The organism is Luteimonas sp. gir, from assembly GCF_037198055.1.
In the GTDB taxonomy this organism is placed as follows: domain Bacteria; phylum Pseudomonadota; class Gammaproteobacteria; order Xanthomonadales; family Xanthomonadaceae; genus Luteimonas; species Luteimonas citri_A.
Map to the genome: position 1 here is coordinate 42,743 of NZ_JBBAXQ010000015.1, position 26,998 is coordinate 69,740.

Below are 26,998 nucleotides of genomic sequence, written 5' to 3' on the forward strand. Positions count from 1 at the left end.
CCGCACGAGGTAGGTCGTGCAAAAAGCAGAGGAGTAAGCTGTAACGGAGGCTGCCGGGTTGTCCGAACGATGGCCGGGTCATGCGACCCGGCGTCAGGGCAGGTCACCTACGCCGGGCTGCCGTCGATCGACCTGGGAGCGTTGCCCGCCAGCTCCGAACTGCGCTTGGCGCAGTAGGACAGCATGGCGAGGAAGCAGAAGAGGAACGTGGACAGCGGCGCATAGGCGTCGATGTCCTGCAGCAGGCAGAAAGCGATGAAGGAAGGGACGCCTGCGATTGCGATCACGGAGAACCAATGCAACCTGCTGCCCGCCTGCCTGGAAGAGAGCAGGCGACGCCCGATCTTCACGAACCAGGCCAGCGGCATGACGATGAACGCGATGACGGCCAGCGAGGACCCTATGAGTCCGCCGCGTACGAGCGTCGAGAGCACCGTGGAATGGGAGCCGATCGGGATGAAGTTGTCGTCGGAGCGGGGCTTGATGCCCAACCCGAACAGCGGGTTGCCCTGCATCGTGACGTCGATCGACGCCGTGTATGATGCAAAGCGGGTCGACGATGAAGATTCACGAGCGCTGTTCGCTCGCTCGATGGCGGCCGGCAGGAACATCACCGCCGCGACGAGCAGCAGTGGAATCGCAGGCAGCAGCAGGGTCTTCGACTTGTTCGACAGTGCCATTGACATGAAGATCCCCAGGCCAGCCAACAATCCGAAGAACGCCCCGCGCGTCAGTGTCGCCGCGACGGTGCACATCAGCAAGAACACGAACGCCAGACGGATGAAGCGCGAGCCGCGATGAAACCATCCCAGGCTGATGAATCCGCAGATCGCGATGAGCGCCGCGCTCGAGGTCGCGTTCGTCGACAGGATGGTTAGACGAGGCGTCGGATTCTGGTCGAACCAGTCCGTGGATATGATGTGGACCCGTTGATACAGGCCGATGAGATTGTCGGTCGGCGGCGTCACCGCCCCGATCAGCGTGGGGAAGCTGAGCTCGGCGATGCGCCCGGAGAGAACGAAGTAGAGAAGCGACGTTCCCAGCACGATGGACACGAGACTCACCTTGCCCACGTTTCTAGCGACCACATCGAGATAGCGCTCGTCCTGCCGGAACATCTCGAGAAAGAACCCGTAGACGATGTACCCGATACCCAGGATGGAGGCATTGTTTGTGGCGGCGAGCATTCTCGATATGTCCGTGTCGCCGGACAGGGAGTTCAGCAGGAGCGAGAGAATCAGCACGCTGATCAGGATCAGGATCGTGTACTGGAACGCATCCCGCGGGCGAAGACAGGCCGGCTTCACGAGCGCCATATAGAGCGCCGCGAAATGGAAGATGAAGAATCCGAAACCCAGCAGCCACCATAGCGGGGTCAGCAAGAGTGCGTAGACCGGGAGATTGAGCTTGGAGATACGCATTCAGGGTCTCTGTTGCTTCGCGATGACCCTGTCGGCCACGACGCGGTACACATTCTTGGGCAGGAAGATCTGAAGGAAAATCCGTGCCGCCACCTTCGGACGATAGCAGCCACGGACGACTGCCCCGAGGAAGAGGACGGCTGCCTTGGCATGCCGGTTCCTCGCCGCGTGCCCCTTGGCGACGAACCACCCTCGATCGCCGGCCAATGCACGGGGCGTGATCGCGTCCTGGACAGACGCGAGCCAACGCTCGCGTGCGATCGGATCGAGCTTGGACGATACCCGGCCTTCGTCGGCGACATCGAGCCACACGGCTTGCGGAGACTTGAGCATGTGGAACGTCGCACCCTCGTGCCCCAGGCGGATCGCGAAATCCGTGTCCTGCCCGAATGGCAGGCCGGGCGTGTACAGCACGCGTTGCGCAAGGTCGCGCCGCAGGACCACGGTCGAGGTCTGGACGAAACCCGTATCGCACAGCAGATACTCGGAGACGGGCTCGCCCGGCCGGATCGCCCGCGGCGGTTTTTCGAACGAAACGCCGTTTCCCCGATCGACGGTGATTCGCCCGTAGACCACCGTCTTCTCCGTCGAGCGCGACAGCAGTTCGACCGCAGACGCGAGATGCCCCGGCAGGAAGACGTCGTCCGAATCGAGAAGCGCGATGTAATGCCCTCTCGCGGCGAGCATGCCGGTGTTGCGCGCTACGCAGGCCCCCGCGTTCGGCTGGCGGATGTATCTGACCCGAGGATCCGCGAGTTCCTCGAGCTGACGCTCGGTATCGTCGTTCGAGCCATCGTCGACGACGATGACCTCCAGGTCCACGGGTGCCTGATCCAGCGCGGAACGCACTGCGGCGCAGACGATGTGCGCACGGTTGTAGGACGGGATCACCACCGAGACCAACGGCGATCCATGCGGCCCATCTGGAATGATTGAATCGGTCATTGGATGTCGTGCTCTAGATCGCATCTGCGGGCGTCAAGCCGGTCAAGACTTGCCTGCCCAGATCGAAGAATTGGGATGCCGTCCGAGCGCTCGGACGATGAGTCGTCTCATCGTCCCGTTCCTTGATGCCAACCATGCCAGCAGATAGGTCGCCGATGATACTGCAGTGCGCTTTTCATCGAGGGCGCGGGCGCCAAAATCCAGGGCCTGCGACGTCTCGCCCAGGTAGAGGGACTGCAGGGCGAGCTTGCTGATCGTCTTCGCGTAAGCGGCGCTGGGCCTGCGAAACAGGCCTGCATGGGTGCCGTACTTCTCGATGAAGTCGAAGCCATAGCGGATGCGGTCGTGGTGGCACTGCCGTGCGAAGTTGGACAGTGCCTGCTGGAGCAGGATCTTCTCCTTGCTCGCAGAAACGCCGTCCTGGGTGAAGGTTCTTCTTTCGTAAAGAACCTCCTGTACCACGTGCATCCGGCAATGCACCGCCATCCTGATCCAGAGGTCCCTGTCCTGGGCGAACTTGAAGTAGGCGCGATAGCCGCCGACGGTGTCGTAGACCGTGCGGCGGAACATCACCTCGCCATGACTGAAGGGATTCGAACGGTGCAGCAGATCATCCAGTGTCGGCGACGTCCTGCCACATCCCGCCTGGACCGTCTTGCCGTCAGCGACTCCCCCAATGACCTTCTCCTGGCGAAGGCATCCGACGATGCCGATCTGGCTGTCGGCATCGAGAACGTCGGCCTGCCTCGACAATCGGTTGGCCAGGGAAACGTCTCCTGCGCCCTGAATCGCGATGTAGCGACCCCTGGCGGCATCGATCGCAGTCCGTATGGCAGCGACGAATCCCTGGTTCGCCTGGTGGATGACCCGGAGCCGGGGGTGGCGGTACGCGTCGAGGATCTCGGCAACGCGGCCGTCGGAACTTCCGTCGTTGACGACGATGACCTCGTACTCGACGCCCTCCTGTCCGAGAAGGCCGGACAAGGTGTCGTGCAGATAGTCGGCACGGTTGTACCAGGCGCATACCACCGACACGAGAGGCGCTTGGGATTCGGGGGATGTCATGGAAGGGGTACCTCATGGACACGAAGTCGTGGTCAATCGGACGCGGGAATCTTGCGGACGGCGACGAGCACGCTCAGCGCGTAGTGGCAGGACATGGCGATGGCGTAGATCAGCAGCGTCTCCGTGGCAGCGAGCCCCATCGCATGGCCTGCCCAGAAGCAGAGCACAGTGACGATCGCGCGCTGGATGTTCAGGTACAGCAGGCTCCGCTGTTCCTTGAACACGAACATCAGATAGGACACCGGCTTCTGGATGAACTGGAACACCAGATAGATGGACAGGATGGAGATGAAGGTGCCGGCGGTTTCCCACTCCGGGCCGAGGATCCACGGGAACAGGTACGGGCCACTGAAAAAAAGCACGAGCGTGGGAGGTGCGGACAGCACCAGGAGTCGCTTGATGACCTGGAAGGTGAGCTTCCTGATCCGGCCGGGATTCTTGCTTCCGATCGCGGAGATCTCGGCGTAGTAGGCCTTCGCCATGCTCTCGCCGAGCAGGTTGGCAGGCAGAGTCACCGCCATCGTCGCCAGCCCCAGCTGTCCTGCGCTGCCCGCGTCGTAGAAAGCAGCCATGAGCATGACGGGCGCCTGGACCGCGAAGATCATCAGGACCTGGGATGCCAGGCGGAACGACGGGTAATCGGAATAGAGTGCCGCGACCTTGCGAAGCTGGCCCTTGCGCGGAGCGAGCAGCCTGCCCAGCGGTATGTCCTGCCTGAAGCTCCTCGCCAGCGAGGTGATTCCTCCCGCCTGCGCGAACATGTGCCCGAAAAGCAGTCCGAGCGGCTTCGCTCCCATCAGACCCAGTGTGATCTTGACCGTTTCCCCGATCGCGGACTGGACGAACTGGGTCCTTGCGATGATGCGGTAGCTCCGGCGTCTGGCGGCCCACATCGTGAGGAGTTCGTATGTGGCCGATCCTGCGGCGCCGAGCGCGATCATCCACCACCATGGAACCAAGCTCTCCATCGACAGAAGTCGGAGAAGCTCGGGTGCGAACAAACAGAGCACGCAGGTGAGCAGCGATGCGTTGACGAAGATGAGGGCGAGGGAGAGACGAAAGATGTTCAACGCCGTGCTGTCGTGGCGCGGGAGCGGGATGGCCAGCGCATAGCGCAGCGTCAACGTCGGTGCGAGTATGGCGATCAGTGCCGCATAGATGGACAGCACGCCGAAATCCTCGGGGCTGTAGATCCGGCTTAACAACGGGATCGACGCGAGCCCGATCAGCCGCGCGGCGCCCGCGCCCGCGACGAGGGTCAGCATTCCCTTGAATACCTGGCTGGCGTCGCCTTCGGCGAGCCTGCCAAGGACTCTTTTGACTTTTTCGAAGAGCATCTTATGGACTCCCCGCTACTCTTCCCGAGAGGCGGGCGGGCAGGCGATCACTGGTTCGCGAACAGGTGCAGCGCCGGCTCGTGGGCCGGACGCAGCGCACCGTCGGGGGCGAGATGGCGGACCTCGCAGTCCATTGCGTAGCCAGTGCGCTGCTCGACGAGATTGCGTGCATGCGCGATGAGCCAAAGCACATCCGAGGAACTGGCGTTTCCGTGATTCACGATGAAGTTCGCATGCATGGGCGAGATCTGGGCGTCCCCGCGGCGCAGGCCTTTGAGACCGGCCGACTCCAGTGCTTGGCCGGGCGGGCCGACGGAACTGTACATTTTCGGGTCGGACAGGAAGGTCGAGCCGCAGTTGGGGAGCTTCTGCGGGAACTTCAGGCGCCGCGAGCGCAGAATACCGAGCATCTCCCTGCGTATGGCCGCCGAGTCGCCACGCTCGAACTCGAGCCTGGCTTCGAGTATCGCCGTGCGCTGCCCCTGCAACGTGGAACTGCGATAGGCGAAGCCACATTCGGAATGCGTGAGTTCGAACAGTCGCCCTTCGCTGTCGGCGCACCGGACACTGACCACGTTCAGTCCGATCCCCTTCCGCTGGCTTCCTCCGTTCATGAGGATCAGGCCGCCCAGCGTTCCGGGGATTCCGATCGTGTGTTCGATGCCGGTCAGACCGCTGCAACCGATCCGGCGCGCGAATCGCGGAACCCAGATTCCCGCCTGGGCCCAGGCCTGGGCGCCTTCCAGGCGCATGTTCGCCATCCTGCGTCCGATACGCACGACCACGCCATCGAAGCCCGCGCTGTCGAACAACGTGTTGGACGAGTCGCCCATCAGGAACAGCGGCTCCGGACGGCCGTGCATGATGGCCATGACGGCAGCCGCTTCCTCGGCGCTGGACGGCTCGACGTAGATGCGTGCAAGACCGCCGATGCGCCACCGTGACAGTGGAGCGAGCGGCACGTCCGTGGCGACGTGGCCGCCCGTGGCGTCCGCCAATGCAGCGATGAGCGCGCGGTCGGGACCGGTCGTCATCAACCCTGGTCCTCATCGAATATCTCGATGCCGACGCCGAGCCGCTCGAGCTTGCCGCGAAGATTGTTGTAGCCGCGAAGAGCCATGTGCACGTTGAGGATCTTCGACTCCCCTTGCGCGCAAAGCGCTGCGATGACCGCGGCCATGCTGCCGCGGAGATCGGTCGAATTGGCGACGCCCGATTTGAACCTGGCCGGCCCGTTGATCGTGATCTTGCCGCGCTCGGCCGCCAGGTGATCCCCTTCCACGAGCTTCGCGAGTTCCGCGACGAATGCGATCCTCTCCGGGTAGCGGTAGTCGAACACACGCGAGGTGCCGGATGCGACGAGGCCCAGCATCACATAGAAGGCCTGCATGTCTGAGATGACGCCGGGGTGCGCACCGCACGCGAGTTCGAACGGCTGGACGCGACCCGACACCAGGCAGTCCGGCGTGACGTGGATGGAGCTCGAATTGCGCAGCAGGTCGACGCCCGCCTGCTGGATATGGATCAACGGCACCCGCATCGAGTCGAAGGGAACGCGATCGATCGTGATCTCGCCACCGGAGAGAATTCCGTACACGACCCAGGTCAGGGCTTCGATCCGGTCCGCCATGACCGGCATGCGTGCACCCGCCAGCTTCCCGCCCCTTCCATCAATCACGATGTGGCTCGTCCCGAACACCGAGATGTCCGCGCCCATCCTGCGGAGGAACGCGATGAGATCTTCCACTTCCGGCGTAATATAAGCATTGAAGATCTGCGTACGCCCGTGGGCCACGCTTCCGCAGAGCAGGGCATTCTCCGTACCGCCCACTGTGCTGATGGGAAAGTTGATCGTGCCGCCCTTGAATCCGTCCTGCGCTGTGATCTGGATGTGGTCGTCGCATTCGACGACTTCGCATCCCAGGTCCTTCCACACCATCATGTGCAGGTCGTAGCCGCGACCCCCGCCGCTGCCTCCGCCGATCGGGCAACCGCCGGGATACGGAATCCGCGCAACCCCCGACCGGATGATCTGCGACGCCGCGAGCAGGTAAGTCGTCCGGATCGGCACGTCGAACTCTTCCCGGGTCAGCTGCTTGACGCTGAGCCCGGACGCCGCGACCGTGATGTGCTCGTTCTCGTGATCCACCGTGATGACGGCCCCGAGACGTTGGCAGAACGCGATCTTGTGCCCGACATCCACGAGGTGGGTCGGGAAGTTGGAGATTTCGACAAGGTCGTCGCTCAGCAGTGCTGCGGAAAGCAGCCGCGTCGCCGAGTTCTTGGCGCCGCTGACGCGGACTCTCCCTTGGGGAACGGTGCCGCCTTGAATCAATGCGAACATGGGGGGTGTCCTGATGGAAGCTTCGCCGTTCGGTCGAACTGCAGCGTCGTGCGGGTGCGTTGCGGCGAAGGCTGGGATGGATGGGGATCGGGATGAAATCCCTTACTTGCGAGTGCGGGTGACCAAGCGATACAGCGAGTACGGGTTCGTTGTCAGGTAGCGCCAGCCCAGCCGCTGCGGCTCACGATACGTCCTGTAGAGCCACTCCAGGCCCAGCGACTGCATCCAGGCGGGTGCTCGCGGCGCGTCGCCGGTCAGAAACGCGTAAAGGCCGCCGCAGGTCTTGATCCAACCGACGCCCTTGAGCTTGTGCCTGTTCCGGATCGCCCAAAACTCCTGCCGGGGCTTTCCGAGCGCGACCCAGAGAACGTCGGCGCGGCTGTTCCGGATCTCTTCGCAGATCTCGTCGTCCCGGGCTGCGTCGAAGTAGCCGTCGTGTCGTCCTGCGATCTCGATACCCGGATACATCCCTCTGATGGACTCGACGGCAGCTTCGTTCTGCGCCTCACTGGCGCCGAGCATGTAGAAGCGCAGCTTGCTCCGGACGGCCGCGCGGGCTGCGTCGTGAAAGAAGTCGGTGGTGGCGATTCTTTCGGGAAGCGGATGGCGCGTCATCCGGCTGGCGAATACCACCGGCATGCCGTCGGCATGAATGATGTCGGCCTGCGACATGGCGGAAGCGAACGCCTCGTCACGGCCCGCCAGCGCGATGCCCTGACCATTGGAAGAAAGGACGACGCGCGGAACCCACGACTCGGGATTCGCCCGTGCCTGCATGCAGTCCGACACCATGCACTCGGCGAGCTGGTCGCGTGTGACCGAGGCGGTGGCGAAGCCGCCTACTGTCACGATAGGGAACGGATATGAGGTCATTTCAGCTTGCTTTGTAGAAGTCCCGGAACCAGGCGGAGAAATGCGCGAGGCCGGTCTTGAGGTCCGTCTTCGGCATGAAGCCATAGTCAACCGAGGTTTCGGTGATGTCGGCGTACGTCGCCAGCACGTCGCCGGCCTGCATCGGCAGAAAGCGCTTCTTCGCTGGCCGCTCCAGCAACCGCTCCAGGTTCTCGATCAGGTCGAGAAGACGTTCCGGCCGGTTGTTGCCGAGATTGTAGAGCCGGTGCGGCGCTTCCCCTTCGTTCGGCGGCAAGGGGCCCTTCTCCAGGATGGCTTCGATGCCATCGACGATGTCGTCGATGTACGTGAAGTCACGCAACATGTCGCCATGGTTGTAGACGTCGATGACCGCCCCTTCCACGATCGCCTTGGCGAACTTGAAGTACGCCATGTCGGGACGGCCCCACGGGCCATACACCGTGAAGAAGCGAAGGCCTGTGATCGGGATTCCGTAGAGATGCGCATACGACTGGCACATCATCTCGTTGGATCTCTTCGTCGCCGCATACAGGGAGACGGGGTGGTCGACGGGATCTTTGACCGAGAAGGGCTGCTTGCGATTCGCGCCGTAAACGGAGGACGAGGACGCATACACCAAGTGCTTGATGCGGTGTGTCCGACAACCTTCGAGCACAGTAAGAGTGCCGGCGAGGTTGCTGTCTGCGTATGCGAACGGATTATCGATCGAATAGCGCACGCCCGCTTGCGCGCCCAGATGAATAACCACGTCGAAATCGTGCTTGCTGAAGATCTCCGCGACGGCTGCTCTGTCGGAGAGATCGAGCCGCTCGAAGGCGAAGCCTTGACGGATGCCCAACATGTCGAGCCGCGCCGCCTTCAAGGCAGGGTCGTAGTAGCTGTTCAAATTGTCGATCCCCACGATCTCATGCCCCGCCTGGAGAAGGCGGGACGAGGTGTGGAATCCGACGAATCCGGCGGCGCCGGTGACAAGGATCTTCATCGATTCAAGTGTTCCCTGGCTCAATCCGATCCGAACAGGTCGCGGGTGTAGACCTTCGCCCTGACGTCTTCGAGGTCCTGAGTCAACCGGTTCGCGATGATGACGTCGGCCGTCGCCTTGAAGGCGGAGACGTCGTTGACCACGCGTGAATGGTAGAACTCCGGCGCGTCCAGCACAGGCTCGTGCACGACGACTTCGATGCCCTTGGCCTTGATGCGCTTCATGACGCCTTGGATCGCCGAAGCGCGGAAGTTGTCGGAGCCGGACTTCATGACGAGGCGGTAGATGCCGACCACCTTCGGGTTTCGCCGGATCACGTCGTCCGCGATGAAGTCCTTCCGCGTCCGATTCGCCTCCACGATGGCGTGAATCATGTTCTGCGGCACGTCGCTGTAGTTGGCGAGCAACTGCTTCGTGTCCTTGGGCAGGCAGTAGCCGCCGTAGCCGAACGAAGGATTGTTGTAGTGGCTGCCGATACGCGGATCGAGGCTCACGCCTTCGATGATCTGCCGGGTATCCAGGCCATGGGTGCAGGCGTAAGTATCCAACTCGTTGAAGTACGCCACGCGCATCGCGAGATAAGTGTTGGCGAACAGCTTGATTGCCTCAGCCTCGGTGGCGTCGGTAAACAGCACCGGCACGTCCTGCTTGATTGCGCCCTCCTGCAGAAGGCGGGCGAAGACACCAGCGCGTTCGGAGCGCTCGCCCACGATGATCCGGCTGGGGTGCAGGTTGTCGTACAGGGCGCGGCCCTCGCGCAGGAACTCAGGCGAAAACAGGATGTTGTCGGTCCCGAACTGGGCGCGGGCCTTGGCGGTGAAGCCGACGGGTACGGTGGATTTGACCACCATCACCGCAGTGGGGTTGATCTGCTTTACCTGGGCAATGACGCTCTCGACCGAACTGGTGTTGAAGTAATTGGAGGTCGTGTCGTAGTCGGTCGGGGTCGCGATGACCACGTAGTCGGCGCCCATATACGCCTGCTGGGGGTCGGTGGTCGCGGTGAAGTCCAGTTCCGACTTGGCCAGGTACTCGCGGATCTCGGTGTCGTCCAAGGGCGACTCGCGGCGGTTGAGCATTTCGACCTTGGCGGCGTCGATGTCCAGCGCGACCACGGTGTGGTGCTGGGCCAGGAGGAGAGCGTTGGAGAGGCCGACGTAGCCGGTGCCGGCGATGGCGATTTTCATGGGCGGGGGCTGGTTTGGGCGATGTGGGATTGGGAGAGCGGTGCGAAGAGCGAAGGAAGCAAAGAGCGCCCCATCCGGCCCTTTGGGCCGACTTCCCCCGCAGGCGGGGGAAGGGGGATCCGCAGGCGGGGAAGGAGCGGCCGCGGGCTGGGGGAGCGACGAGACCGCGAGGACGGGAGAGCTCAGTAGGCGTTGCGGCCGATGAAGCCTTTGAAGATGGTCATCACGATGATTCTCAAATCAAAAGCCAGCGACCAATTTTGCAAGTAGTACAGGTCGTGTTCGACGCGGCGGGCCATTTTATCGAGGGTGTCGGTTTCGCCGCGCAGGCCGTTGACCTGAGCCCAGCCTGTGATGCCGGGCTTGACCCGGTGGCGCTGCATATAATCGTCCACCTGGTCCATGAACTCATGGTTGTGGGCGATGGCGTGCGGCCGTGGGCCCACGATGGACATGTCGCCCATCAGCACATTGATGAACTGTGGCAATTCATCCAGGCTGGTGCGGCGCAAGAAGGCGCCGAAGGGCGTGACCCGTGGGTCGCCTTTGCGCGCCTGGGTCACCTTGCCAGAGGCTTCGGCGTGGACCCGCATGCTGCGGAACTTCAGCACCTTGATCGCGCGGCCATTGAGGCCGTGGCGCCGCTGGCGGAAGAACACCGGGCCGGGCGAGGAGAGCTTCACCCCGAGCGCGATGGCCAGCATCAGCGGCGAGATCAGCAGCAGAATCAGCAACGCCAGCACGTGGTCTTCAACGGCCTTCAGCACATAGGCATCGCCACGCAGCGGGCTGCTGCGCAAATTGATGATCGGCACGCCCGCCATCTGCTCCACCGAATGGTTGAGCATCTGCATGCCGAATAGGTCGGGGACGAGTTTGATGTCCGCCGTCGAGTGTCGCAGGCGATACAACACATCCTGGATCTCGGATTCAGCGCTCATCGGCAGTGCGATCCACACCTGGTCGATATGCAGGCGCCGCACGTACTGCTCCAGCGCATCCACGCTACCGAGCAGGGGCAGCCCATCGAGCCGTTGCCGGGATGTCGAAGGCGCGAACCAGCCCCGCACTTGCAGGCCCAGCCAGGGTTGTGCCGAGAGTTGATCGGCCAGGCGCCGCGCGTCCCGCCCGCCGCCCACGATGACCGCGGTTCGACGGTCGACACCACGTGCGCGCAGCCTGTCCGCCAGTGTGCGTACCCCGACACGCAACGCCGCGGTCGAAGCGATCGTCAGGGCGAACCAGGTTGCCCACCACAGGCGAGAGAAATCGTCGCTCAGTTTGAAGGCGACGGTATAAAGAATGCTGGCGGCGAACACCAGCGTCCAGAGTCCCAGGAGCTGGCTGCCTTCACGCACAACACCGCGCCCCCGCCAACTGCGGTAAAGCGTGGAGCCGTTGAGCACCAGAATGGCAAACAGGAGCACGCGCGCCAGGTTGCGCACGTAGTCCAGCGGCATCGCGAAGGTCTCGAATCGAAGCCAGTACGCCAAAAAACCAGCAGCCACGAGCGCCACCAGATCCAGGGCCCGCAATCCCCAGGACAAGAGGGCGGTGAGCTTGCTGGCGATACGCCAATCCCCTTCGGCTTGCGGTCGGCTGGGTGCGAAGAACATGCCCGACTCCTTCATCGAGCACAGAGCCGGACCGGGCCCCTCCCTGAAGGCACCCCCGGCTTCACCCTGTGTACGGTGATCATCAATCCAGTCGCGGCCGGACGCCGCTGTCCTGTTACGCAGTAGCAGGCGCACGCATGGAACTCACGCGGGCTCACCACCTGTGAGAAATTTCTCATAGATGGTGCCCCGCGGCAATGAAAATTTGCTGCCCTGCGTCAAAAAGTGACAATTCTTGGCAGGAGTGACCTTTTGGCAGCCGTCGAAAATACGCCATTGCGGGTTCGCGTCTTGTGAGGACGCCACTCTGCTCCCTGAAGACAATGCTGAATACGATAACTGTTTCGTCGGTAGAACGCGGGATCAGCGGTCGATCCACTCCAGATTGTCGAACAGCAGCTCGCCGCTCCGCTCACCCGTCATTGGGTGGAGGCCGTAGGCTCGGAACAGCTTGGCGCCGCCGTCGCGGAACAGCGGCTGCCACATGATCTCGGCACGTGCGCGGCTTGGGCGGGGCAGCACGAAGTCCATCGGGATCGAGAAGTAGATGCCCTTGTCGAAGCTGCCCTCGCCGAAGGTGCGCGAGGAGATGTTGGTCTTCGTGGCGTACGCGCCCATGGTCACGCCATTATTGAACCGACGGGTCAGGTTGACCGTCGTGCCGATATCGCCGGCCAGGTACTTGCCAACGCTGACATTGGCCTGCAGCCGACGTGTGCGCCCAAAGGTGTAGTAGCCCGTGATGTGGCCGGTGGTGATCTCGTAGTCGCGGAAACCTGCGTGTTGGTCGAAGTCGCGCTGGCGCACCTGGTTGACGTCCGCGCCTATCGCCCACTGCTCGCCGAACGGGCGGTACAGCACTTCGCCGCCGACGCCGCCGTACATCGACTCCAGGTAGCCGGCGTAGGCCATGCCGTACCAGTCGCGTCCCAGCTGGCGCACCGTTGTCAGCTGCAGGTTGGGCACGGTTACGTCAGACGTGGTCATGTACTGCCGCTGCCAGGTGCGTACGCGCGGTAGGCGCGTCGGGGCGTCGTAGCGAAACTTGTCGAAGTTGTTGGCGATGTCCACGCTGACCATGCCCGATAGCCACGTATTGCGCGAAAACCAGTAGCTGCCGCTGAAGTCGGCGGAGAGTTGATACAGGATGAAGCCGTCGGGGCCGCCCAGGATCTGCTTGTAGCCAGGGGCGACGCTGCCGCGCAGGCGTCGGAACGGCGCTTCATAGACCTCGTCGCGACGTTGCTGCGCGGGTGGTGCCAGCTCCACTTTGCGGGCGAATGCGGGCAGGTCGATCCGCCGGTCGACATAGTCGGAGAACGCCTGCCGTTCGACGCTGGTCTCGGCAATGGGCGTGCCGGCACGCTCGTGCGCGAAGGTGAACCAGGTGACGTCATCACCAAGTACGTTGTCGAGTACACGGGCGCCGCGGCCGATGCCTTGGGCCGGATAGAAATAGCGGTTGTGGCTGCCGTGGATGATGACCTCGTGGTCTCGGCGCGTGATGCGCGAGACGCGGATGCCGGCTTCCTGGTTGAGGTTTTCGGCGATCGCTGCCCAGTCGGGGGCGGCACTGGTCGCTTCATCCGGGCTGAGCGCTCGCGGCATGGTCGCCGTGGGTGCGCCGGCATCCGGATCGGCGTGCCGCCGCAGCGGCACGACAGGCCGGTCCAGGATCGGCGCGTTGCTGCGGCCCGTCGCGAGATTGGTGGTCAGCGTCAGGCCGATCACCGCCGTGTTGCCGCGTTCCAGGCCCGCGGTCAGCTGTAGGTTGGGGCTGGGACGATAGACCAAGCCGACATTAAACGGGGAGCTCTGACGTTGATTGTTCGATTGCGGCTCGCGCTCATAGTCGTTGCCGTCCAGTTCGACCTTGAGCAGCAACTGATCGAGCGGTGTTTGCCAAGTGATACCGCCGAACACGCCGATCGGGCCGCGGAAAAGGTCTCGGCCTGCCTGGCCGGCACGCGTGATATCTGGATCGGGGATCGGCCGTGTTTCGAAGCGATCGTTGATCAGTCGAAGGGGGTTGGCTATGTCCCCGCGATTGCCGATATAGCCGGTCGCAAAGCCCAGGCTGGCATCGATGCGGCCGAACCGCTTGTTCGCAACGAGATACTCACTCGAGAACAGGCCGGTGCCGCCGACGTCGCGCATGCCGAAGGCGATTTCGGGCCAGTAGCGGCTTTCCTCCCAGAGCCGCACCTTGATGTCGATCGACTTGTCTTTGAAGTTCTGGTCGCCGCTTAGGTCCTGCCGGCCATAACGACGGTTGTTGATGTTCATGTAGCGGAACGTCCCCTCGAACCAAGGGAACGGCTGCATCGACACGTTATAGCGCGCATACGGAGAGGTGTAGCTGCCCGTCAGGCTCAGCTGGCCCTCGGCTTCCATGCGGGCGGTGGGGGTCTGCAGCAGGCCGGCGCCGCCCCAGTCGCTCTGGGTCACCAAGTCGTGCGCGGATTCCTGCGCGTGCAGGCTGCCGGCGATCGCCAGGGCCAGCAGCCCCGGTGCCAGGTGGACGGGGCGGCGGCGATGGCGGGCGGTCATGGTGCGGGGTCCGTATTCGAAGTGTCCGGCGCGTGGGCAGGCGAGGCGGGCAGTGATTGCGTGGCCAGGAACGCCGCGAGTTCGCGGTTGAGGTCTGGCGCCCCGGCGCGACGCACGTCGCGCTCGGGCAGCGGCACGTAGAGCGTCGCGCCCGGTGCAAGCGCCTGTCTGGGGCTGCGGTTCCAGGCCGCGATGCCGAGCATCTGCACCGTGCCGTCTGGCTGTATGGCGAACAGCAGGTCGCGGTCGGCATCTGCCACCTGGCAATCGCGCAGATAGTCGACGGCATCGCGCAGTGGCACGTGCGGCAGGGTGCAAGAGGCGACGACGGCGCCTGTGACGCGCACGTCTGCGGGGCGCGTTGGATACGTGATCCGGTCGCCGGGCCGCAGGACCAGATTGGCCTCAGGCCGAACCTCAACGACGCGGGCGTCGAGTTCGTTGCGGACGCGCCCCGTGACCGGCAGTTCAGCGAGTTCGGCTTCCAGCCGCGCTGCCGTGGCGGCCGCGGACGGCTGCACATTGGCGGCCGCTTGCAAGGCCTGCAGGTCGTGTAGCACACCGGCCTTGAGCCGGGTCTGTGCTTCGAGCGCCGACGGGCGCAGCAATGCGGCGCCGGTGGTGTAGGCCGCCTCGGTCGGCATCGCGGTCAGCAGGACGTCCGCCAGACGAGTGCCTGCTGGGACCTGGTATTCGGCCGGCCGTTGCACGGCGCCCTCGACGCGGACGTGCAACGTTCCTGAGTCGGCCTGCGCGATGCTTGCCGCGAGCAAGGCCAGGCATAGCGGTAGCCGCTTCATCGCGTACCTCCTGGCCTGTACGGCTTGAGTTGCACCAGGTCCACGCTGTGGCCGGGCGCGACGAGCTGCCGGCTCTTGCGGATGAAGCCCGTCTGCGGCTCCACCCAATACCGATTTGTCGCATCGACGCCGGCGCCGTGCAGCACTTCATCGAAACGCACCAGCGTGTGCGTGGAGCCGAGGATCTCCACCTGCTCGAGGCCAATTCGTCGCAGTTCGCCCTCCACCATCGCGCCATGGCGATAGCCCGGCATCCAGTCGTAGCGCCGCAATGTGGGGGCGGTGCTCTGCAAGGTCGCCAGCCGGGAGAACGGACTGTCGCCCACCAGACGGATGTCGCGGGCATCCTGCGGCAGGCCGGCCGTCCCGGCCACCAAGCCGTCGCGCAGGAACACGATTCTGCGGTCGGGGCTGTACCAGGCGCTGCGGCCGGCATCGTCGTTGCCCAGCACCATCAGCGCTTCGAAGTCGTCCCCCTGCACCAGCATCTGGGCATAGGGATTGGCCGCCACCTGCTCAGGCGTGATCTCGAGCTTGGCGCCGAAGACCGCAAGGCGGGCGGCGTCCAAACTGCCGCGGCTCAGGCCGCTGCAACCAGTCAGTACCGGCAGCAGCAGAACGAGGCAAAGCGCAGCCAACGCCCGCATGGCGGACGCTGCATAGGGTCGGGCGATCATTTCGACGCCATCACTCCAGGTCGTTGTTGACGCTGGCAGCCGTGCGGATCAAACCCGAGAACGGCAGCAACTGCGCGATGAAGCGGTTCCAGCGGGTGATGCCAGCGGCACCCACAAAGACCACGTCGCCGGGTTGCAACTGGAACTGGCTGGCCACCGCGAATGCCGCCGGGGATTTGGCTTCGAGCTGATAGACCACCGACGGCGGGGCGTCGGCCTCAAGACCGCGTGCGCCACGGATCACATAGACCGCGTTGCCATTGGACGTGGTCTGCAGCAGGCCGCGCGCACGGCCCAGCGCCTGGCTGAGACTGATGCTGCCAGTGCGGAAGCTCTGCGCGCCGGGCTGTGTCACCTCGCCGACGACGAAGACTTCCTTCGCGTCGAGGAACGGGATGTACAGATGGTCGCCCGCCTTGAGATAGATCGCGTCGCCCGACTGGCGATCCAGGTCGATGGTGTAGCTGATGCCGTCGCGCGTCAGGCGCACGCCCGAAAGGTCGGCGACCGTCGGGTTGATGCCGGCCTGGCTGATCGCGTCGTTGAGCGTCATCGGCACCATGGTCAGCGGCACGGCGGTCGAGTTCGCCGCCGCCCCCGTGACCCATGCGCGTTGGCTAGCGTGGTTGATCACCGAAACATCGACTTGGGGTGATTCGACGTAACGTGCGAGCTTGGTCGAGATTTCCTGGCGAAGCTGGGAGGGCGTCTGCCCCGCGGCCTTGATCGTTCCGATATAGGGATAGAACAGCGTTCCGTCGGCTTGGACCACGCGGCCCGCCGCATTGAGTTGCTGTTGGGAGCCCGCGGGAACCGTCAGCTCCGGATGTTCCCACACCGTAATGTAAAGCACGTCGCCAGCGCCGATGGTGTAGGCCGGTGGCCTGTACTCCACAAGCGTGGTCGGTAGGCCACCAGCGGTCTGCTGCATCGCCCGCTCCATCGCAATCAGCTTGGGCGTGATCGGAATCAGGTCGAGCTGGTCGTTGCCGACCGTGCGGATGCCTTCCTCGTTGGCGCTGCCCGGACGCAGGTGCTGACCCGGACTCCAGATGCAGCCCGAGAGGGCGGAGACAGCGACAAGGGCGATGAGCGGGCGCAGCGATACGCGCATGGACGAAACTCTCCTGACATCAGTGGGCGGCCAGGGAGGTGCCGTCCATAAAAAACCCCGCCGGTGTTCACCGGCGGGGTCGATCTATCGGTATGACCGCGAGGTGCGGAAGCTCGATCAGCCGCCGGTGCCGCCCGTGCCGCCGGTGCCACCCGTACCGCCGGTGCCGCCGCCGCCGTCGCCACCGCCGTCACCGCCGGTGAATTCGCCTTCGCTGTCGCCGTTGTTGTCCATTGCCACTGCGGCCAGAGCCACCACGCCGGCCACGATGCCGACGGTGGCGCCGGTGCTCAGGCCGGTGCCGACCGCGCCGCCGGTGCCGCCGGGAATGCCGCTTTCCTGCGAAGCGTCATTGTTGGAGGCCGCCGTGCCCTGGGCCTGCGGTGCAGCAAAGGCGATGCCGGACAGGCCGGCCAGAGCGATGGTGCCGATCAGGCGAAGGGTCGTGTTCATGGGGGAGCTCCAAGCGTGTTGAAGGACGGCGTGCGTCCAGGCTGTTGCGAGGCTATAGGTCGAGAACCGTGCATGTCAAGGCGAATTCTCACCATTGGATAGTGTGCTGACGCGGTTTCGACAATACTGAATGGGTCCATCACAGCTCACGAAGAGTGAGCTTGCTAGACTAAGCGCTTGTGTCCGCCCCGGCGGCGTCCGGGAGTGGAGTACGTCCAGGTGTTTCGGAAGGTCCTGTTCGTGTGCATCGGCAACATCTGCCGCAGCCCCACCGCGGAGATCGTGTTGCGATCGGTGCTCGGGACCTCCGGCATCGCCGTCTCGTCCGCGGGGTTGCAGGCGCTCGTCGAGCGTCCGATCGATCCGACGGCGGGCCTGTTGCTGCAGGAACGGGGCCTTGAAACCGAACAACACCGTGCCCGTCAGCTGACCCCCGCGTTGCTTGCCGACGCCGACCTAGTGCTGGTGATGGAGCGAGCCCATCAGGCGCGCATCGCGCGTGAGGTGCCACAGGCCAGTGGCAAGGTGATGCTGCTGGGCAAGTGGATCGGCGAACGTGAGATTCCGGATCCCTATCGACAGCAACGCCCCGCCTTCGAACACGTGTTGCGCCTGGTCGACGAATCGGTCGCCGCCTGGCAGCGCTACCTCCGCTAGCGCCTTGGCCCTCCCGGCTACCCGCATCCCGCGCATCGCGCCCCCATCTATAGAAATCAGAGCCACTGCATGAGCAAGGAAACCGGAGTGTCCCCAAAGGACGAGGACGAGATCGATCTGCGCGAACTCGTGGGCCTGTTGATCGACCGCAAGTGGTGGATCATCGGTATCACGGCGGCGTTCTTCGTGGTCAGTGCGGCTTACGCGCTGCTGGCGACGCCGATCTACCAGGCGCGCTCGATGGTGCAGGTGGAATCGAAAGCGCCTTCGATCCCGGGGTTGCCAGACCTGTCGTCGCTGGGAGGCGGATCGGTGACGTCCACGGTGGCGGCCACCGAAGTCGCGCTGATTACATCACGGTCGGTCATCGGCGACGCGGTCGAGCGGACGCAAGCGGACTTGGCCGTCGAGCCGGCGAGGTTCCCGGTGATCGGTGATTTCCTCGCTCGCCGGTATCGGCCTGAAACGGCTGACGCGGTCGCTCCGCCCTGGCTCGGGTTGTCGCGTTACGGATGGGGCGGCGAGCGCCTGGAGGTTGTGGGGCTGCAGGTGCCTGCATCGCTGGAAAACCAGCAGCTGACGCTGCGCGTTGGAGACGACGCGTCTCGCTTCACGCTGCTCGATGACAATGGTGCCGTCCTTCTCCAAGGCTCCGTCGGCACCGAGGCCGAAGGTGCCGGCGTTAAACTGCAGATCGCCTCGATCCACGCCAATCCCGGCACGCGCTTCCACCTGACCAAACTCCGGCGGCTCGATATCGTCTCGCGGTACCAGGACGGCATCCTTGCCAGCGAGCAGGGGCGAGAATCCGGCATCCTCCAGTTGGCGTTTGAGCATTCGAACCCGCAATTCGCAGAAGAGTTCCTGCAGGAGGTGGCGACAGCGTACGTGCGTCAGAACGTCGAGCGCAATTCCGCCGAAGCCGCTGCACAGCTGACCTTCGTCCGCGAACAACTGCCGACGGTGCGCCAGCAGGTCGAAGCGGCGCAGAACGCGATGAACGCGTACCAAACTCGTGCCAACTCGGTCGACATCACGATGCAGACCAAGGGCCTGCTGGATCAGGAGGTCGCGGTCGAGACCAGCATTCAGCAACTGCGCTTGCGTCAGGCGGAAATGGATCGCAGTTTTACGCGGGAGCATCCTGCCTACCGTGCGCTGCTCAAGCAGATCGGTGAACTGGAAGGCCGCAAGGCAGAGTTTCGCCGTCAGGTCGGCCAGTTGCCCGACACCCAGCAGGAACTGCTGACGCTGACGCGCGACCTGCAGGTCAGCAACGAGCTCTATACCGGCCTGCTCAATCAGGCGCAGCAGCTCGATGTCGCGCGTGCCGGCACCGTGGGCAACGTGCGGATCGTGGATCCCGCGGTTGTCGACACGCAGCGGCCGGTGAAGCCGCGCAAGCCGCTGATCGTGCTGATCGGCACGTTCCTGGGCGGCTTCCTCGCCGTGGGCCTGGTGTTCCTACAGCGTGCGCTGCACGCCGGCATCGAGGATCCCGCGCAGATCGAGGAACTCGGGCTGCCGGTCTACGCCTCCATCCCGCTCAGCGAGTCGCGCGATCTGCTGATCATGGATCGACTGCGCAACCGCAAGGGACGCGTGCGCCGCGATCCGGGGTTCGACAAGCGCCAGCACCTGCTCGCGGTCAACGCGCCCGCGGACCTGGCGATCGAAGCGATCCGCAGCCTGCGCACCAGCCTGCATTTCGCGATGCTCGAGGCCAAGAACAACATCCTGGCGATCTCGGGTCCGCGCCCGGCAGTGGGCAAGACCTTCGTCTCGGCGAACCTGGCCGCGGTGATCGCCCAGGCCGGTCAGCGCGTGCTGGTGATCGACGCGGACATGCGCAAGGGCACGCTGCACAAGGTGCTGGGCGTGACGCAAACCGGCGGTCTGTCCGACGTCCTCGGCGGCAAGCTCGAAGCGGCCGATGCGATCCACACGACCGATGGCGTGGAGAACATGCACTACATGGTGCGCGGCGATATTCCGCCGAATCCGTCGGAACTGCTGATGCACCCGCGCTTCGGCCAGTTGCTCGAGGCGTTGTCGAAGCAGTACGACCTGGTGATCGTCGACACCCCGCCGATCCTGGCCGTCACCGACGCAGCCCTGATCGCCCGTCACGCCGGCTCGAGCCTGCTGGTGACGCGCTTCGGCGTGAACCAGCCCAAGGAGATCCTGCTGACCAAGAAGCGCTTCGAACAGAACGGTGTGCAGGTCAAGGGCGTGATCTTCAACGCAGTCGAGAAGCGCGCCACGGGCTACTACAGCTACGGCTACTACGAGTACAAGGCTGACAAGGCCTGATCTCGCGCGGCGCTCGCGCTTTTGCCCCTTCCCCCGCGTGCGGGGCATTGCGCCCTTCACGGACTGCCGTTTTCTGCTCCTTCCCCCGCGTGCGGGGGAAGGCTGGGATGGGGGCAAAAATGCGCCAGGCCATGCCCCCACCCGATGCCTGACGGCATCGACCTCCCCCGCGAGCGGGGGAGGTGACTTATGCGCTGCCCCGCTTCTGCTCCTTCCCCCGCACCGCGGGGCATTGCGCCCTTCACGGACTGCCGTTTTCTGCTCCTTCCCCCGCGTGCGGGGCATTGCGCCCTTCACGGGTGGAAGGCTGGAATGGGGGCAAAAATGCGCCAGGCCCATGCCCCCACCCGATGCCTGACGGCATCGACCTCCCCCGCAGGCGGGGGAGGTGACGTGTGCGCTGCGCCGCTTTCGCTCCTTTCTCGCATCGCAGGGCATTGCGCCCTTCACGGACTGCCGTTTTTTGCTCCTTCCCCCGCGTGCGGGGGAAGGCTGGGATGGGGGTAAAGTTCGCCAGGCCCCCGTGCCTCCACTCGATGCCTGCGGCATCGACCTCCCCCGCAGGCGGGGGAGGTGACGTGCGCGAGCTGCGGCTTTGCTCGCATCGCGGGGCATTGCGCCCTTCACGGGTGGAAGGGTGGGATTGGGGCGCACGGTGTCAGCAGCGCGACACGCGCCGAAACACTTGGCCCTGCTGGTGTCCCGCCGCTAATCTGTCGCCCGTCATGCCCGCATCGCTTTCCCCCTCTCCGAGCACGCCTGCCTGGCGCCAGCGACTGGCGCTGTACTGGAAGCTGGTCCGTGGCGACCGTCCGATCGGGTGGTTGCTGTTGCTGTGGCCGACCTGGTGGGCGTTGTGGATCGCTGCAGAGGGGGTGCCGCCACTCTGGACGCTCGCTGTCTTCAGCGCCGGGGTCTGGCTGACGCGTTCGGCTGGCTGCGTGATCAACGACTATGCCGACCGCTGGCTCGACCCCCACGTCGAGCGCACCAAGGATCGTCCGCTGGCGAGCGGCGCTGTGCGAGGGCGCGAGGCGCTGTGGCTGTTCGCGGGGCTGATGCTGGTCGCGTTCGCGCTGGTGCTGACGATGAACCGGCTGACGGTAATGATGAGCTTCGTCGGTGTCGTGCTCGCCGCCAGCTACCCCTACCTCAAGCGTTACACGCACCTGCCGCAGGTGTACTTGGGCCTGTCGTTCGGCTGGGCGATCCCGATGGCCTTCGCAGCCGTGCAAGGCACGGTGCCGGTGTTGGGCTGGGTGCTGTTCGTCGCCAATATCTTCTGGGCGACCGCGTACGACACCTGGTACGCGATGGTCGATCGCGAGGACGATATCCGTGCGGGCGCGCGTTCGACCGCGATCCTGTTCGGGCGCTTCGATCTGCTGGCGCAGGCCTTGCTCTACACGGCGACGTTCGCCGCACTCGCAATCGCTGGTCACCTGGCAGGGCTTGGCCCGAACTATTGGCTGGCGCTGGTCGTCGCGGTGGCGTTGGTGCTGTGGGAGTTCTCGATCGCACGCAGTCGCGAGCGTGCCCCGTGCTTCCGCGCATTCCTGCACAACCACTGGGTCGGCATGACGGTCTTCATCGGCATCGCCGCGCACTACGCACTGCCGCCGCTGACCCGGTTGGCGGGCTGAAAGTCGGCGCTGAAAAGACAGGAAGTGGGTGCTGTCTCCAGGCGTGCCGGGCGTGGACAACGGCGTGCGCAGCGAACACTAGGCGCCATGCCGGAACGGATGAGGTGATTGCGCAGGCGCCTTCGATCCGGTCACCTCCCCCGCTTGCGGGGGAGGTCGGCGCGCACAGCGCGCCGGGTGGGGGCGACGAGGTATGACCCGACTCGCCCTTGCGGACAGTCCCGATCATCAACGGCCGTGACAACCGCCAAGCTCGCATTTCTGCAGTTGGGAGTGCAGCGATGCGGCAGGGGGCGAAACGGGAACTGGCGCGTCGACTTCGGCGGGCCATGACCGATGCCGAGCGTGCGCTGTGGCGTCATCTGCGCATGCGTCAGATCGCCGACGCACGCTTTCGCCGGCAGCATCCGATCGGCCCGTACGTCGTCGATTTTGTCTGCCTGGCCCATCGGTTGGTGATCGAGGTCGACGGTGGGCAGCATGCCGACTCGATGTCCGATGCTGCGCGCGATGCCTTCCTGCGGACGCACGGGTACCGGGTGCTGCGGTTCTGGAACCACGAGGTGCTTGGAAACCCTGAAGGTGTGTGGCTTCGGATCTGCAAGGCGCTGCGTGAGGAAGGAGGCGGGCAGGCCAATGGCGTCGGTGACGGCGGGGAGAAGGTGTAGCGGGTTCCAGAACGGATGCGTCGGTGTGAGCGGCGGCCCCACCCCAGCCCTCCCCCGCAGGCGGGGGAGGGGGCACGCTCCCGCTCCCGCGAGTGCGAGATTAGCCACCACCTCGCCTGAGGGGTCAGTCGGTCCTAGGCGAACTGGAACTGATCGACGAGCTGCGCGCAGTTGAAGTGACGGCGTGCTGCCGACACTGTGCCGCGCGCGAAAGAAGAGAGGTGCCTCGCGTTCAAGGCACACTGCGCATGAGGCACCTCCCCCGCCCGCGGGGGAGGTCGGCGCGTGTGCGCGCCGGGTGGGGGCAGGCTTCAGGCCGCGCGGACGTCGCGCAGTTCCCAGGCGCTGCCCGCGAGCAGGCGCAGGCGGTGCTTGAGGACGGTGCTCGAGATCGAGGTGTCGACGGTCAGGTCGATGTCCAGGTCGCGTTGTTCGCCGACCACGCGCGCGGTGGGGTCGGTGATGCCCAGCGACGGGTCGACCTCGTCGGGGTCGGGCTGGTCGGCGCGCCAGCGGGCGAAGAGGGCGTCGCCGCGCAGGGCGTCCTGGAGCTCGGCGGCGATGCCTTCGGGGCCTTGCGACTGCAGGGCGTAGGCGCCCGAGGCGCGGGCCTTGCCGGCGTCGGGGATACGGATCAGATAGCGTGTGCTCATGCGGCGTCTGCGTTGCGAAAGGCTGCAGCCTAGCAACGGGGGGCGTTAGGGAATCGTCATGCGCGGGTCTCCGCCGCACAGGGCGGGCAACGACCGCCGGCAGTGGGCCCGAGCAGCGGGCGTCAGGCGGTCCAGGTGGCACGCAACGCATCGACCAGTCGGCGCGATCTGGCCCGGCGCAGGTGCGCGGCTGTCCTACACGAGCCGGCCTTCGGCGCGGGCGCGGCGGGCGGTCATCGCGCTGCGCTGGGCGGCGAGGAAGGCGCGCATCGACGCCGGCTTGACCGGCTTGGTGAGTACCCGGTAGCCACGGATGCGGGCGGTTTGTTTGAGCGCATCGCTGCCGTCGGCGGTCAGCAGGGCGCCGGGCGTTTCGGGTGCCATGCCGCGCAGTGCGTCGAGGGTATCGAGGCCGTCGAGCCGGTCGTGCAGGTGGAAGTCGACGAGCAGCACGTCGGGCTCCTCGTCCATCGCCGCGATCGCCTCGTCGATGGTCTTGGCGCACAACGGCACCGCATCCCAGCGCCGCAGCAGGGCGCGCATGCCAGCGAGGATGTCGTCGTCGTTGTCCACGCACAGCACGCGCAGGCCGCGCAGCGATTCGTCGCGCAGTGGCGTGGGTGGCGGCGCTGCGACAATCGCCGCCGATGCGCTGCGCGGGACGGTGATCGAGAACATGCTGCCGCGGCCGACCATCGCGCGCGCATCCAGCGTGTGACCCAGCAGCCGCGAAATGCGCTGGCAGATCGACAAACCCAGGCCGAGCCCGCGGCCGTCCCAGTCGAAGCTGTGCTCGTAGCGGTGGAACTCGTCGTAGATCTGGCTCATGTGGTGTTCGGGGATGCCCGGCCCCGTGTCCCAGACCTGCAGCGCGACCTCGTCGCCGCGCCGCCGCGCCGCCAGCACGATGCGGCCGCTGCGTGTGTAGCGCAGCGCATTGGCCAGGAAGTTCTGCAGCACCCGGCGCAGCAGGCGGCGGTCGCTGCGCACCGGCGTGGGCGGGGCGTGCAGACGGATGTCCAGGCCGCGCGCCTTGGCCATCGGTGCGTACTGGCCGGCGAGTTGGCGCAGCAGTTCGGCGACGTCGAAGTCGACGATCTCCGGCTTGAGCGCGCCGGCGTCGAGCCGGGAGACATCGAGCAGGCCGTCGAGCAGTTCCTCGGCCGCGCGCAGCGAGGTGTCGATGCGCTCGGCCAGGTGGCGCTGCTCGCCGGGATCGGGCGTCTCGCGCAGCGCGGAGGTGAACAGCCGTGCGGCATTGAGCGGTTGCAGCACGTCATGGCTGACTGCGGTCAGGAAGCGAGAGCGCGATTCCTGCGCAGCCTCGGCCTCGCGAGTGCGCTCGGCCACGCGCTGTTCGAGCGTCTCGTTGATCTCACGCAGTTCACGTTCGGCGCGCTTGTAGTCGGTGACGTCGCTGTAGCTGGTCGCATAGCCGCCGCCGGGCAGTGGCTGGCCACGCAACTCGATGACCTGGCCGTTGCCGAGGACGCGCTCGGAGACGTGCGGCGAGCCGGCGCGCATGTAGGCGATGCGCTTGTCGACCTCGGTCTGGATGTCGATCGCGTCGCGCGGACCCAGTTCGCCGCGTTCGGCGTTGTAGCGGATCAGGTCGGCGACCGGGCGGCCGACGTAGAGCATGTTGTCGGGATAGCCGAACAGGCGCTGGTAGCTCCGGTTCCACGCCACCAAGCGCATGGTGCGGTCGACCACGCTCACGCCGTGGTCGATGTTCTCCAGCGTCGAGGACAGCACCTCCCGATTGAAGCGCAGTTCCTGGCCGGCCTCGTCGAGCATCGCGACGACTTCGTCGACCTCCATGCCCGAGCCCTTGAGCGCGCTGGTCATCAGCAGGCGCGCCGACGAAGCGCCGACCGCGGCGGCGAGCTGGCGCTCGGTGAACTGCAGCCAGGTCCGGTCGGCCGAGGCGTTGAGCACCAATGGGCGTGCCTGCGTCTGCGCGTGCTCGTCGAAGGCGCGCCGCGCGGTACGGTCGCCGACGATGCGCCCGATCAGCGTCAGCAGGTCGCCGACGCTGATGTTGCCGCTCCAGTCCTCCGAGGCCAGTGCGCGTCGCTCGGCATACGGGTCGAGGAAGGGCGCGGCGCGCAGGCGCTCGTCGAGCGAGGGCCGCCAACGCGCCGACACCAGCAGCAGCGCGCCGACGTTGCCCAGCAGCGACCAGAACGTGCCATGGGTCAGCGGGTCCCAGCCGGCGAGCCCGAACAAGGCACGCGGCCGCAGCCAGGCGATGCCGAACGGGCCAGCGTCGAGCCATTGCGGCTGGATCCAGCCCGACTCGGTCAGCGCCGGCAGCATCAGCGTGTAGCTCCAGATCGCGAAGCCCAGCAGCAGCCCGGCCTCGACCCCGCGGCGGCTGGCACCGCGCCAGTACAGTCCCCCGATCAGCGCCGGCGCGAACTGCGCGACCGCGGCGAACGACATCAGCCCGTAGGCGGCCAGCGTGGTGTCCGAGCCACTGACCCGGTAGTAGCCGTAGGCCAGCGCGGCGAGCGCGACGATCGCCACCCGGCGGATCCACAGCACGGTCGAGCCGACATTGCCGCCGTGGCGTTCGGCGTAGCCACGGCGCAGCAGCAGCGGCATCACCAAGTCGTTGCTGAGCATCGTCGCCAGCGCGACCGAGGAGACGATCACCATCCCGGTCGCCGCCGAGAACCCGCCGATGTAGGCGAACAGCGCGATCACGTCGGCGTTCTCGGCCATCGGCAGCGCCAGCACGAAGCTGTCGGGCGCGACCGGGCCGTCGCGGCCGAACAGCGCGACGCCGGCGCTGGCGATGGGCAGCACCATCAGGCAGACGATCACCAGATAGCCGCCGAACAGCCAGCGGGCACGGCGGATGTCGCGCACGTCGCCGCATTCGACCACCGCCACATGGAACTGGCGCGGCAGGCAGATTAGCGCCGCGAACGCGAGCAGGCTCTGGGCCACGAAGCCGGTAGGTGGCGCGTTGTCGATCAGCGCACGCGTGGCCTCGACCATGGGCAGGTCGCGTGCGCCCAGCCACAGCGTCGCGAACAGACCGACTGCGACCAGCGCCAGCAGCTTGATCAGCGATTCGAGTGCCACCGCCAGCATCAGGCCGGGCCGGTGCTCGGTGGCATCGACCTTGCGGGTGCCGAACAGGATCGCGAACAGCGCCATCAGCACGGCGACGTAGAACGCGGGGTCGCCGAACGGCGTGACCGCCTCATCCGGGCCACCGAGCACGCCCAGGCTGATCGCCACGGCCTTGTACTGCAAGGCCAGGTACGGGACCGCCGCCACCAGCGCGATGCCCGCGACCATCGCCGCCAGGCGCTGCGAGCGGCCGTAGCGCGAGGCGATGAAGTCGGCGATCGAGACGGTGTTCTGCGACTGCGCGATCAGCGCCAGGCGCTCGAGGATGCGCCAGCCGAACAGCAGCACGAGCAGCGGGCCGAGATAGATCGGCAGGTAGCCGATGCCCTGACGCGCGGCGGTGCCGACCGCGCCGTAGAAGGTCCACGACGAGCAGTACACCGCCAGCGCCAGGCTGTAGACCAGCGGGCGCAGCCAGGGCCGCTGCGGATACAGCGGCCGCCGGTCGCCATACCACGCCACCGCGAACAGCAGCGCGGCGTAGCCCAGCGACACCAGCAGCAGGATCCAGCCCGGCAGCATGCGACATCCTTCGACGCGACCGCGGGAGTGTAGC

Annotated in this window: 21 protein-coding genes; 4 read left to right on the forward strand and 17 right to left on the reverse strand. The window is 65.5% G+C overall.

Translation table 11 applies throughout. The features are described 5' to 3' along the window. Positions 1 to 107: 107 nt before the first annotated feature. The 15 genes from WAF18_RS15855 to WAF18_RS15925 form a co-directional block, all read right to left on the reverse strand. Positions 108 to 1,421, reverse strand: coding sequence for an O-antigen ligase family protein (locus tag WAF18_RS15855; RefSeq protein WP_337245965.1), 1,314 nt, complete (start codon positions 1,419 to 1,421; stop codon positions 108 to 110). Further along, complete coding sequence (locus WAF18_RS15860) at positions 1,422 to 2,366, reverse strand: glycosyltransferase family 2 protein (RefSeq protein ID WP_337245966.1); 945 nt, start codon at positions 2,364 to 2,366, stop codon at positions 1,422 to 1,424. A gap of 42 nt (positions 2,367 to 2,408) precedes the next feature. After that, complete coding sequence (locus WAF18_RS15865; protein ID WP_337245967.1) at positions 2,409 to 3,431, reverse strand: glycosyltransferase; 1,023 nt, start codon at positions 3,429 to 3,431, stop codon at positions 2,409 to 2,411. Between the two features lie 32 nt (positions 3,432 to 3,463). Then, positions 3,464 to 4,768, reverse strand: coding sequence for an oligosaccharide flippase family protein (locus WAF18_RS15870; RefSeq protein WP_337245968.1), 1,305 nt, complete (start codon positions 4,766 to 4,768; stop codon positions 3,464 to 3,466). A gap of 47 nt (positions 4,769 to 4,815) precedes the next feature. Then, complete coding sequence (gene murB, locus WAF18_RS15875) at positions 4,816 to 5,802, reverse strand: UDP-N-acetylmuramate dehydrogenase (protein ID WP_337245969.1); 987 nt, start codon at positions 5,800 to 5,802, stop codon at positions 4,816 to 4,818. After that, positions 5,802 to 7,112 (reverse strand): UDP-N-acetylglucosamine 1-carboxyvinyltransferase, encoded by a 1,311-nt coding sequence (locus WAF18_RS15880; RefSeq protein ID WP_337245970.1) that lies wholly within the window; start codon positions 7,110 to 7,112, stop codon positions 5,802 to 5,804. The genes murB and WAF18_RS15880 overlap by 1 nt, the downstream gene beginning before the upstream one ends. A gap of 102 nt (positions 7,113 to 7,214) precedes the next feature. Continuing rightward, positions 7,215 to 7,985: a WecB/TagA/CpsF family glycosyltransferase gene (locus WAF18_RS15885; protein ID WP_337245971.1), complete on the reverse strand. Its 771-nt coding sequence runs from the start codon at positions 7,983 to 7,985 to the stop codon at positions 7,215 to 7,217. 1 nt (position 7,986) lies between these two features. Next, positions 7,987 to 8,967 (reverse strand): NAD-dependent epimerase/dehydratase family protein, encoded by a 981-nt coding sequence (locus WAF18_RS15890; RefSeq protein ID WP_337245972.1) that lies wholly within the window; start codon positions 8,965 to 8,967, stop codon positions 7,987 to 7,989. A 20-nt stretch (positions 8,968 to 8,987) separates the two neighbouring features. After that, positions 8,988 to 10,154 carry a nucleotide sugar dehydrogenase gene (locus WAF18_RS15895; RefSeq protein WP_337245973.1) on the reverse strand — a complete coding sequence of 389 codons (1,167 nt, stop codon included), beginning with the start codon at positions 10,152 to 10,154 and terminating at the stop codon, positions 8,988 to 8,990. Positions 10,155 to 10,336: 182 nt separating this feature from the next. Next, positions 10,337 to 11,770 (reverse strand): undecaprenyl-phosphate glucose phosphotransferase, encoded by a 1,434-nt coding sequence (locus WAF18_RS15900; RefSeq protein WP_337245974.1) that lies wholly within the window; start codon positions 11,768 to 11,770, stop codon positions 10,337 to 10,339. Between the two features lie 363 nt (positions 11,771 to 12,133). Further along, entirely contained in the window at positions 12,134 to 14,218 is a 2,085-nt protein-coding gene (locus WAF18_RS15905; protein ID WP_337245975.1) for a YjbH domain-containing protein, read from the reverse strand. A 98-nt stretch (positions 14,219 to 14,316) separates the two neighbouring features. Continuing rightward, positions 14,317 to 15,120, reverse strand: a complete 804-nt coding sequence (locus WAF18_RS15910) for a capsule biosynthesis GfcC family protein (RefSeq protein WP_337245976.1) — start codon at positions 15,118 to 15,120, stop codon at positions 14,317 to 14,319. Continuing rightward, complete coding sequence (locus WAF18_RS15915; protein ID WP_337245977.1) at positions 15,117 to 15,767, reverse strand: YjbF family lipoprotein; 651 nt, start codon at positions 15,765 to 15,767, stop codon at positions 15,117 to 15,119. Before WAF18_RS15915 ends, WAF18_RS15910 begins: the two co-directional genes overlap by 4 nt. A gap of 40 nt (positions 15,768 to 15,807) precedes the next feature. Then, complete coding sequence (locus WAF18_RS15920; RefSeq protein WP_337245978.1) at positions 15,808 to 16,911, reverse strand: polysaccharide biosynthesis/export family protein; 1,104 nt, start codon at positions 16,909 to 16,911, stop codon at positions 15,808 to 15,810. A gap of 117 nt (positions 16,912 to 17,028) precedes the next feature. Continuing rightward, complete coding sequence (locus WAF18_RS15925) at positions 17,029 to 17,364, reverse strand: hypothetical protein (protein ID WP_337245979.1); 336 nt, start codon at positions 17,362 to 17,364, stop codon at positions 17,029 to 17,031. A 204-nt stretch (positions 17,365 to 17,568) separates the two neighbouring features. Between WAF18_RS15925 and WAF18_RS15930 the strand changes: the two genes are divergently transcribed. From WAF18_RS15930 to WAF18_RS15945, 4 genes are all read left to right on the forward strand, one after another. Further along, on the forward strand, positions 17,569 to 18,021 hold the full coding sequence (locus WAF18_RS15930) for a low molecular weight protein-tyrosine-phosphatase (RefSeq protein WP_337245980.1): 453 nt from the start codon (positions 17,569 to 17,571) through the stop codon (positions 18,019 to 18,021). Positions 18,022 to 18,090: 69 nt separating this feature from the next. Further along, positions 18,091 to 20,334 carry a polysaccharide biosynthesis tyrosine autokinase gene (locus WAF18_RS15935; protein WP_337245981.1) on the forward strand — a complete coding sequence of 748 codons (2,244 nt, stop codon included), beginning with the start codon at positions 18,091 to 18,093 and terminating at the stop codon, positions 20,332 to 20,334. 725 nt (positions 20,335 to 21,059) lie between these two features. Further along, a complete protein-coding gene (ubiA, locus tag WAF18_RS15940) occupies positions 21,060 to 21,977 on the forward strand; it encodes a 4-hydroxybenzoate octaprenyltransferase (protein ID WP_337245982.1) in 918 nt (305 codons plus the stop codon). A gap of 281 nt (positions 21,978 to 22,258) precedes the next feature. Continuing rightward, positions 22,259 to 22,645 carry an endonuclease domain-containing protein gene (locus WAF18_RS15945; RefSeq protein WP_337245983.1) on the forward strand — a complete coding sequence of 129 codons (387 nt, stop codon included), beginning with the start codon at positions 22,259 to 22,261 and terminating at the stop codon, positions 22,643 to 22,645. Between the two features lie 311 nt (positions 22,646 to 22,956). On the opposite strand, the gene WAF18_RS15950 is transcribed toward WAF18_RS15945, so the two are convergent. Continuing rightward, positions 22,957 to 23,298 carry a hypothetical protein gene (locus WAF18_RS15950; RefSeq protein ID WP_337245984.1) on the reverse strand — a complete coding sequence of 114 codons (342 nt, stop codon included), beginning with the start codon at positions 23,296 to 23,298 and terminating at the stop codon, positions 22,957 to 22,959. 195 nt (positions 23,299 to 23,493) lie between these two features. After that, positions 23,494 to 26,964 carry a PAS domain-containing hybrid sensor histidine kinase/response regulator gene (locus WAF18_RS15955; protein ID WP_337245985.1) on the reverse strand — a complete coding sequence of 1,157 codons (3,471 nt, stop codon included), beginning with the start codon at positions 26,962 to 26,964 and terminating at the stop codon, positions 23,494 to 23,496. Positions 26,965 to 26,998: the final 34 nt, after the last annotated feature.

Bases quoted from the DNA above. Each gene is read 5' to 3' on its own strand.
- WAF18_RS15855 (WP_337245965.1), bottom strand. From the start codon at position 1,421: ATGCGTATCTCCAAGCTCAATCTCCCGGTCTACGCACTCTTGCTGACC.
- WAF18_RS15860 (WP_337245966.1), bottom strand. From the start codon at position 2,366: ATGACCGATTCAATCATTCCAGATGGGCCGCATGGATCGCCGTTGGTC.
- WAF18_RS15865 (WP_337245967.1), bottom strand. From the start codon at position 3,431: ATGACATCCCCCGAATCCCAAGCGCCTCTCGTGTCGGTGGTATGCGCC.
- WAF18_RS15870 (WP_337245968.1), bottom strand. From the start codon at position 4,768: ATGCTCTTCGAAAAAGTCAAAAGAGTCCTTGGCAGGCTCGCCGAAGGC.
- murB (WP_337245969.1), bottom strand. From the start codon at position 5,802: ATGACGACCGGTCCCGACCGCGCGCTCATCGCTGCATTGGCGGACGCC.
- WAF18_RS15880 (WP_337245970.1), bottom strand. From the start codon at position 7,112: ATGTTCGCATTGATTCAAGGCGGCACCGTTCCCCAAGGGAGAGTCCGC.
- WAF18_RS15885 (WP_337245971.1), bottom strand. From the start codon at position 7,985: ATGACCTCATATCCGTTCCCTATCGTGACAGTAGGCGGCTTCGCCACC.
- WAF18_RS15890 (WP_337245972.1), bottom strand. From the start codon at position 8,967: ATGAAGATCCTTGTCACCGGCGCCGCCGGATTCGTCGGATTCCACACC.
- WAF18_RS15895 (WP_337245973.1), bottom strand. From the start codon at position 10,154: ATGAAAATCGCCATCGCCGGCACCGGCTACGTCGGCCTCTCCAACGCT.
- WAF18_RS15900 (WP_337245974.1), bottom strand. From the start codon at position 11,770: ATGTTCTTCGCACCCAGCCGACCGCAAGCCGAAGGGGATTGGCGTATC.
- WAF18_RS15910 (WP_337245976.1), bottom strand. From the start codon at position 15,120: ATGAAGCGGCTACCGCTATGCCTGGCCTTGCTCGCGGCAAGCATCGCG.
- WAF18_RS15915 (WP_337245977.1), bottom strand. From the start codon at position 15,767: ATGCGGGCGTTGGCTGCGCTTTGCCTCGTTCTGCTGCTGCCGGTACTG.
- WAF18_RS15920 (WP_337245978.1), bottom strand. From the start codon at position 16,911: ATGCGCGTATCGCTGCGCCCGCTCATCGCCCTTGTCGCTGTCTCCGCC.
- WAF18_RS15925 (WP_337245979.1), bottom strand. From the start codon at position 17,364: ATGAACACGACCCTTCGCCTGATCGGCACCATCGCTCTGGCCGGCCTG.
- WAF18_RS15935 (WP_337245981.1), top strand. From the start codon at position 18,091: ATGAGCAAGGAAACCGGAGTGTCCCCAAAGGACGAGGACGAGATCGAT.
- ubiA (WP_337245982.1), top strand. From the start codon at position 21,060: ATGCCCGCATCGCTTTCCCCCTCTCCGAGCACGCCTGCCTGGCGCCAG.
- WAF18_RS15945 (WP_337245983.1), top strand. From the start codon at position 22,259: ATGCGGCAGGGGGCGAAACGGGAACTGGCGCGTCGACTTCGGCGGGCC.
- WAF18_RS15950 (WP_337245984.1), bottom strand. From the start codon at position 23,298: ATGAGCACACGCTATCTGATCCGTATCCCCGACGCCGGCAAGGCCCGC.
- WAF18_RS15955 (WP_337245985.1), bottom strand. From the start codon at position 26,964: ATGCTGCCGGGCTGGATCCTGCTGCTGGTGTCGCTGGGCTACGCCGCG.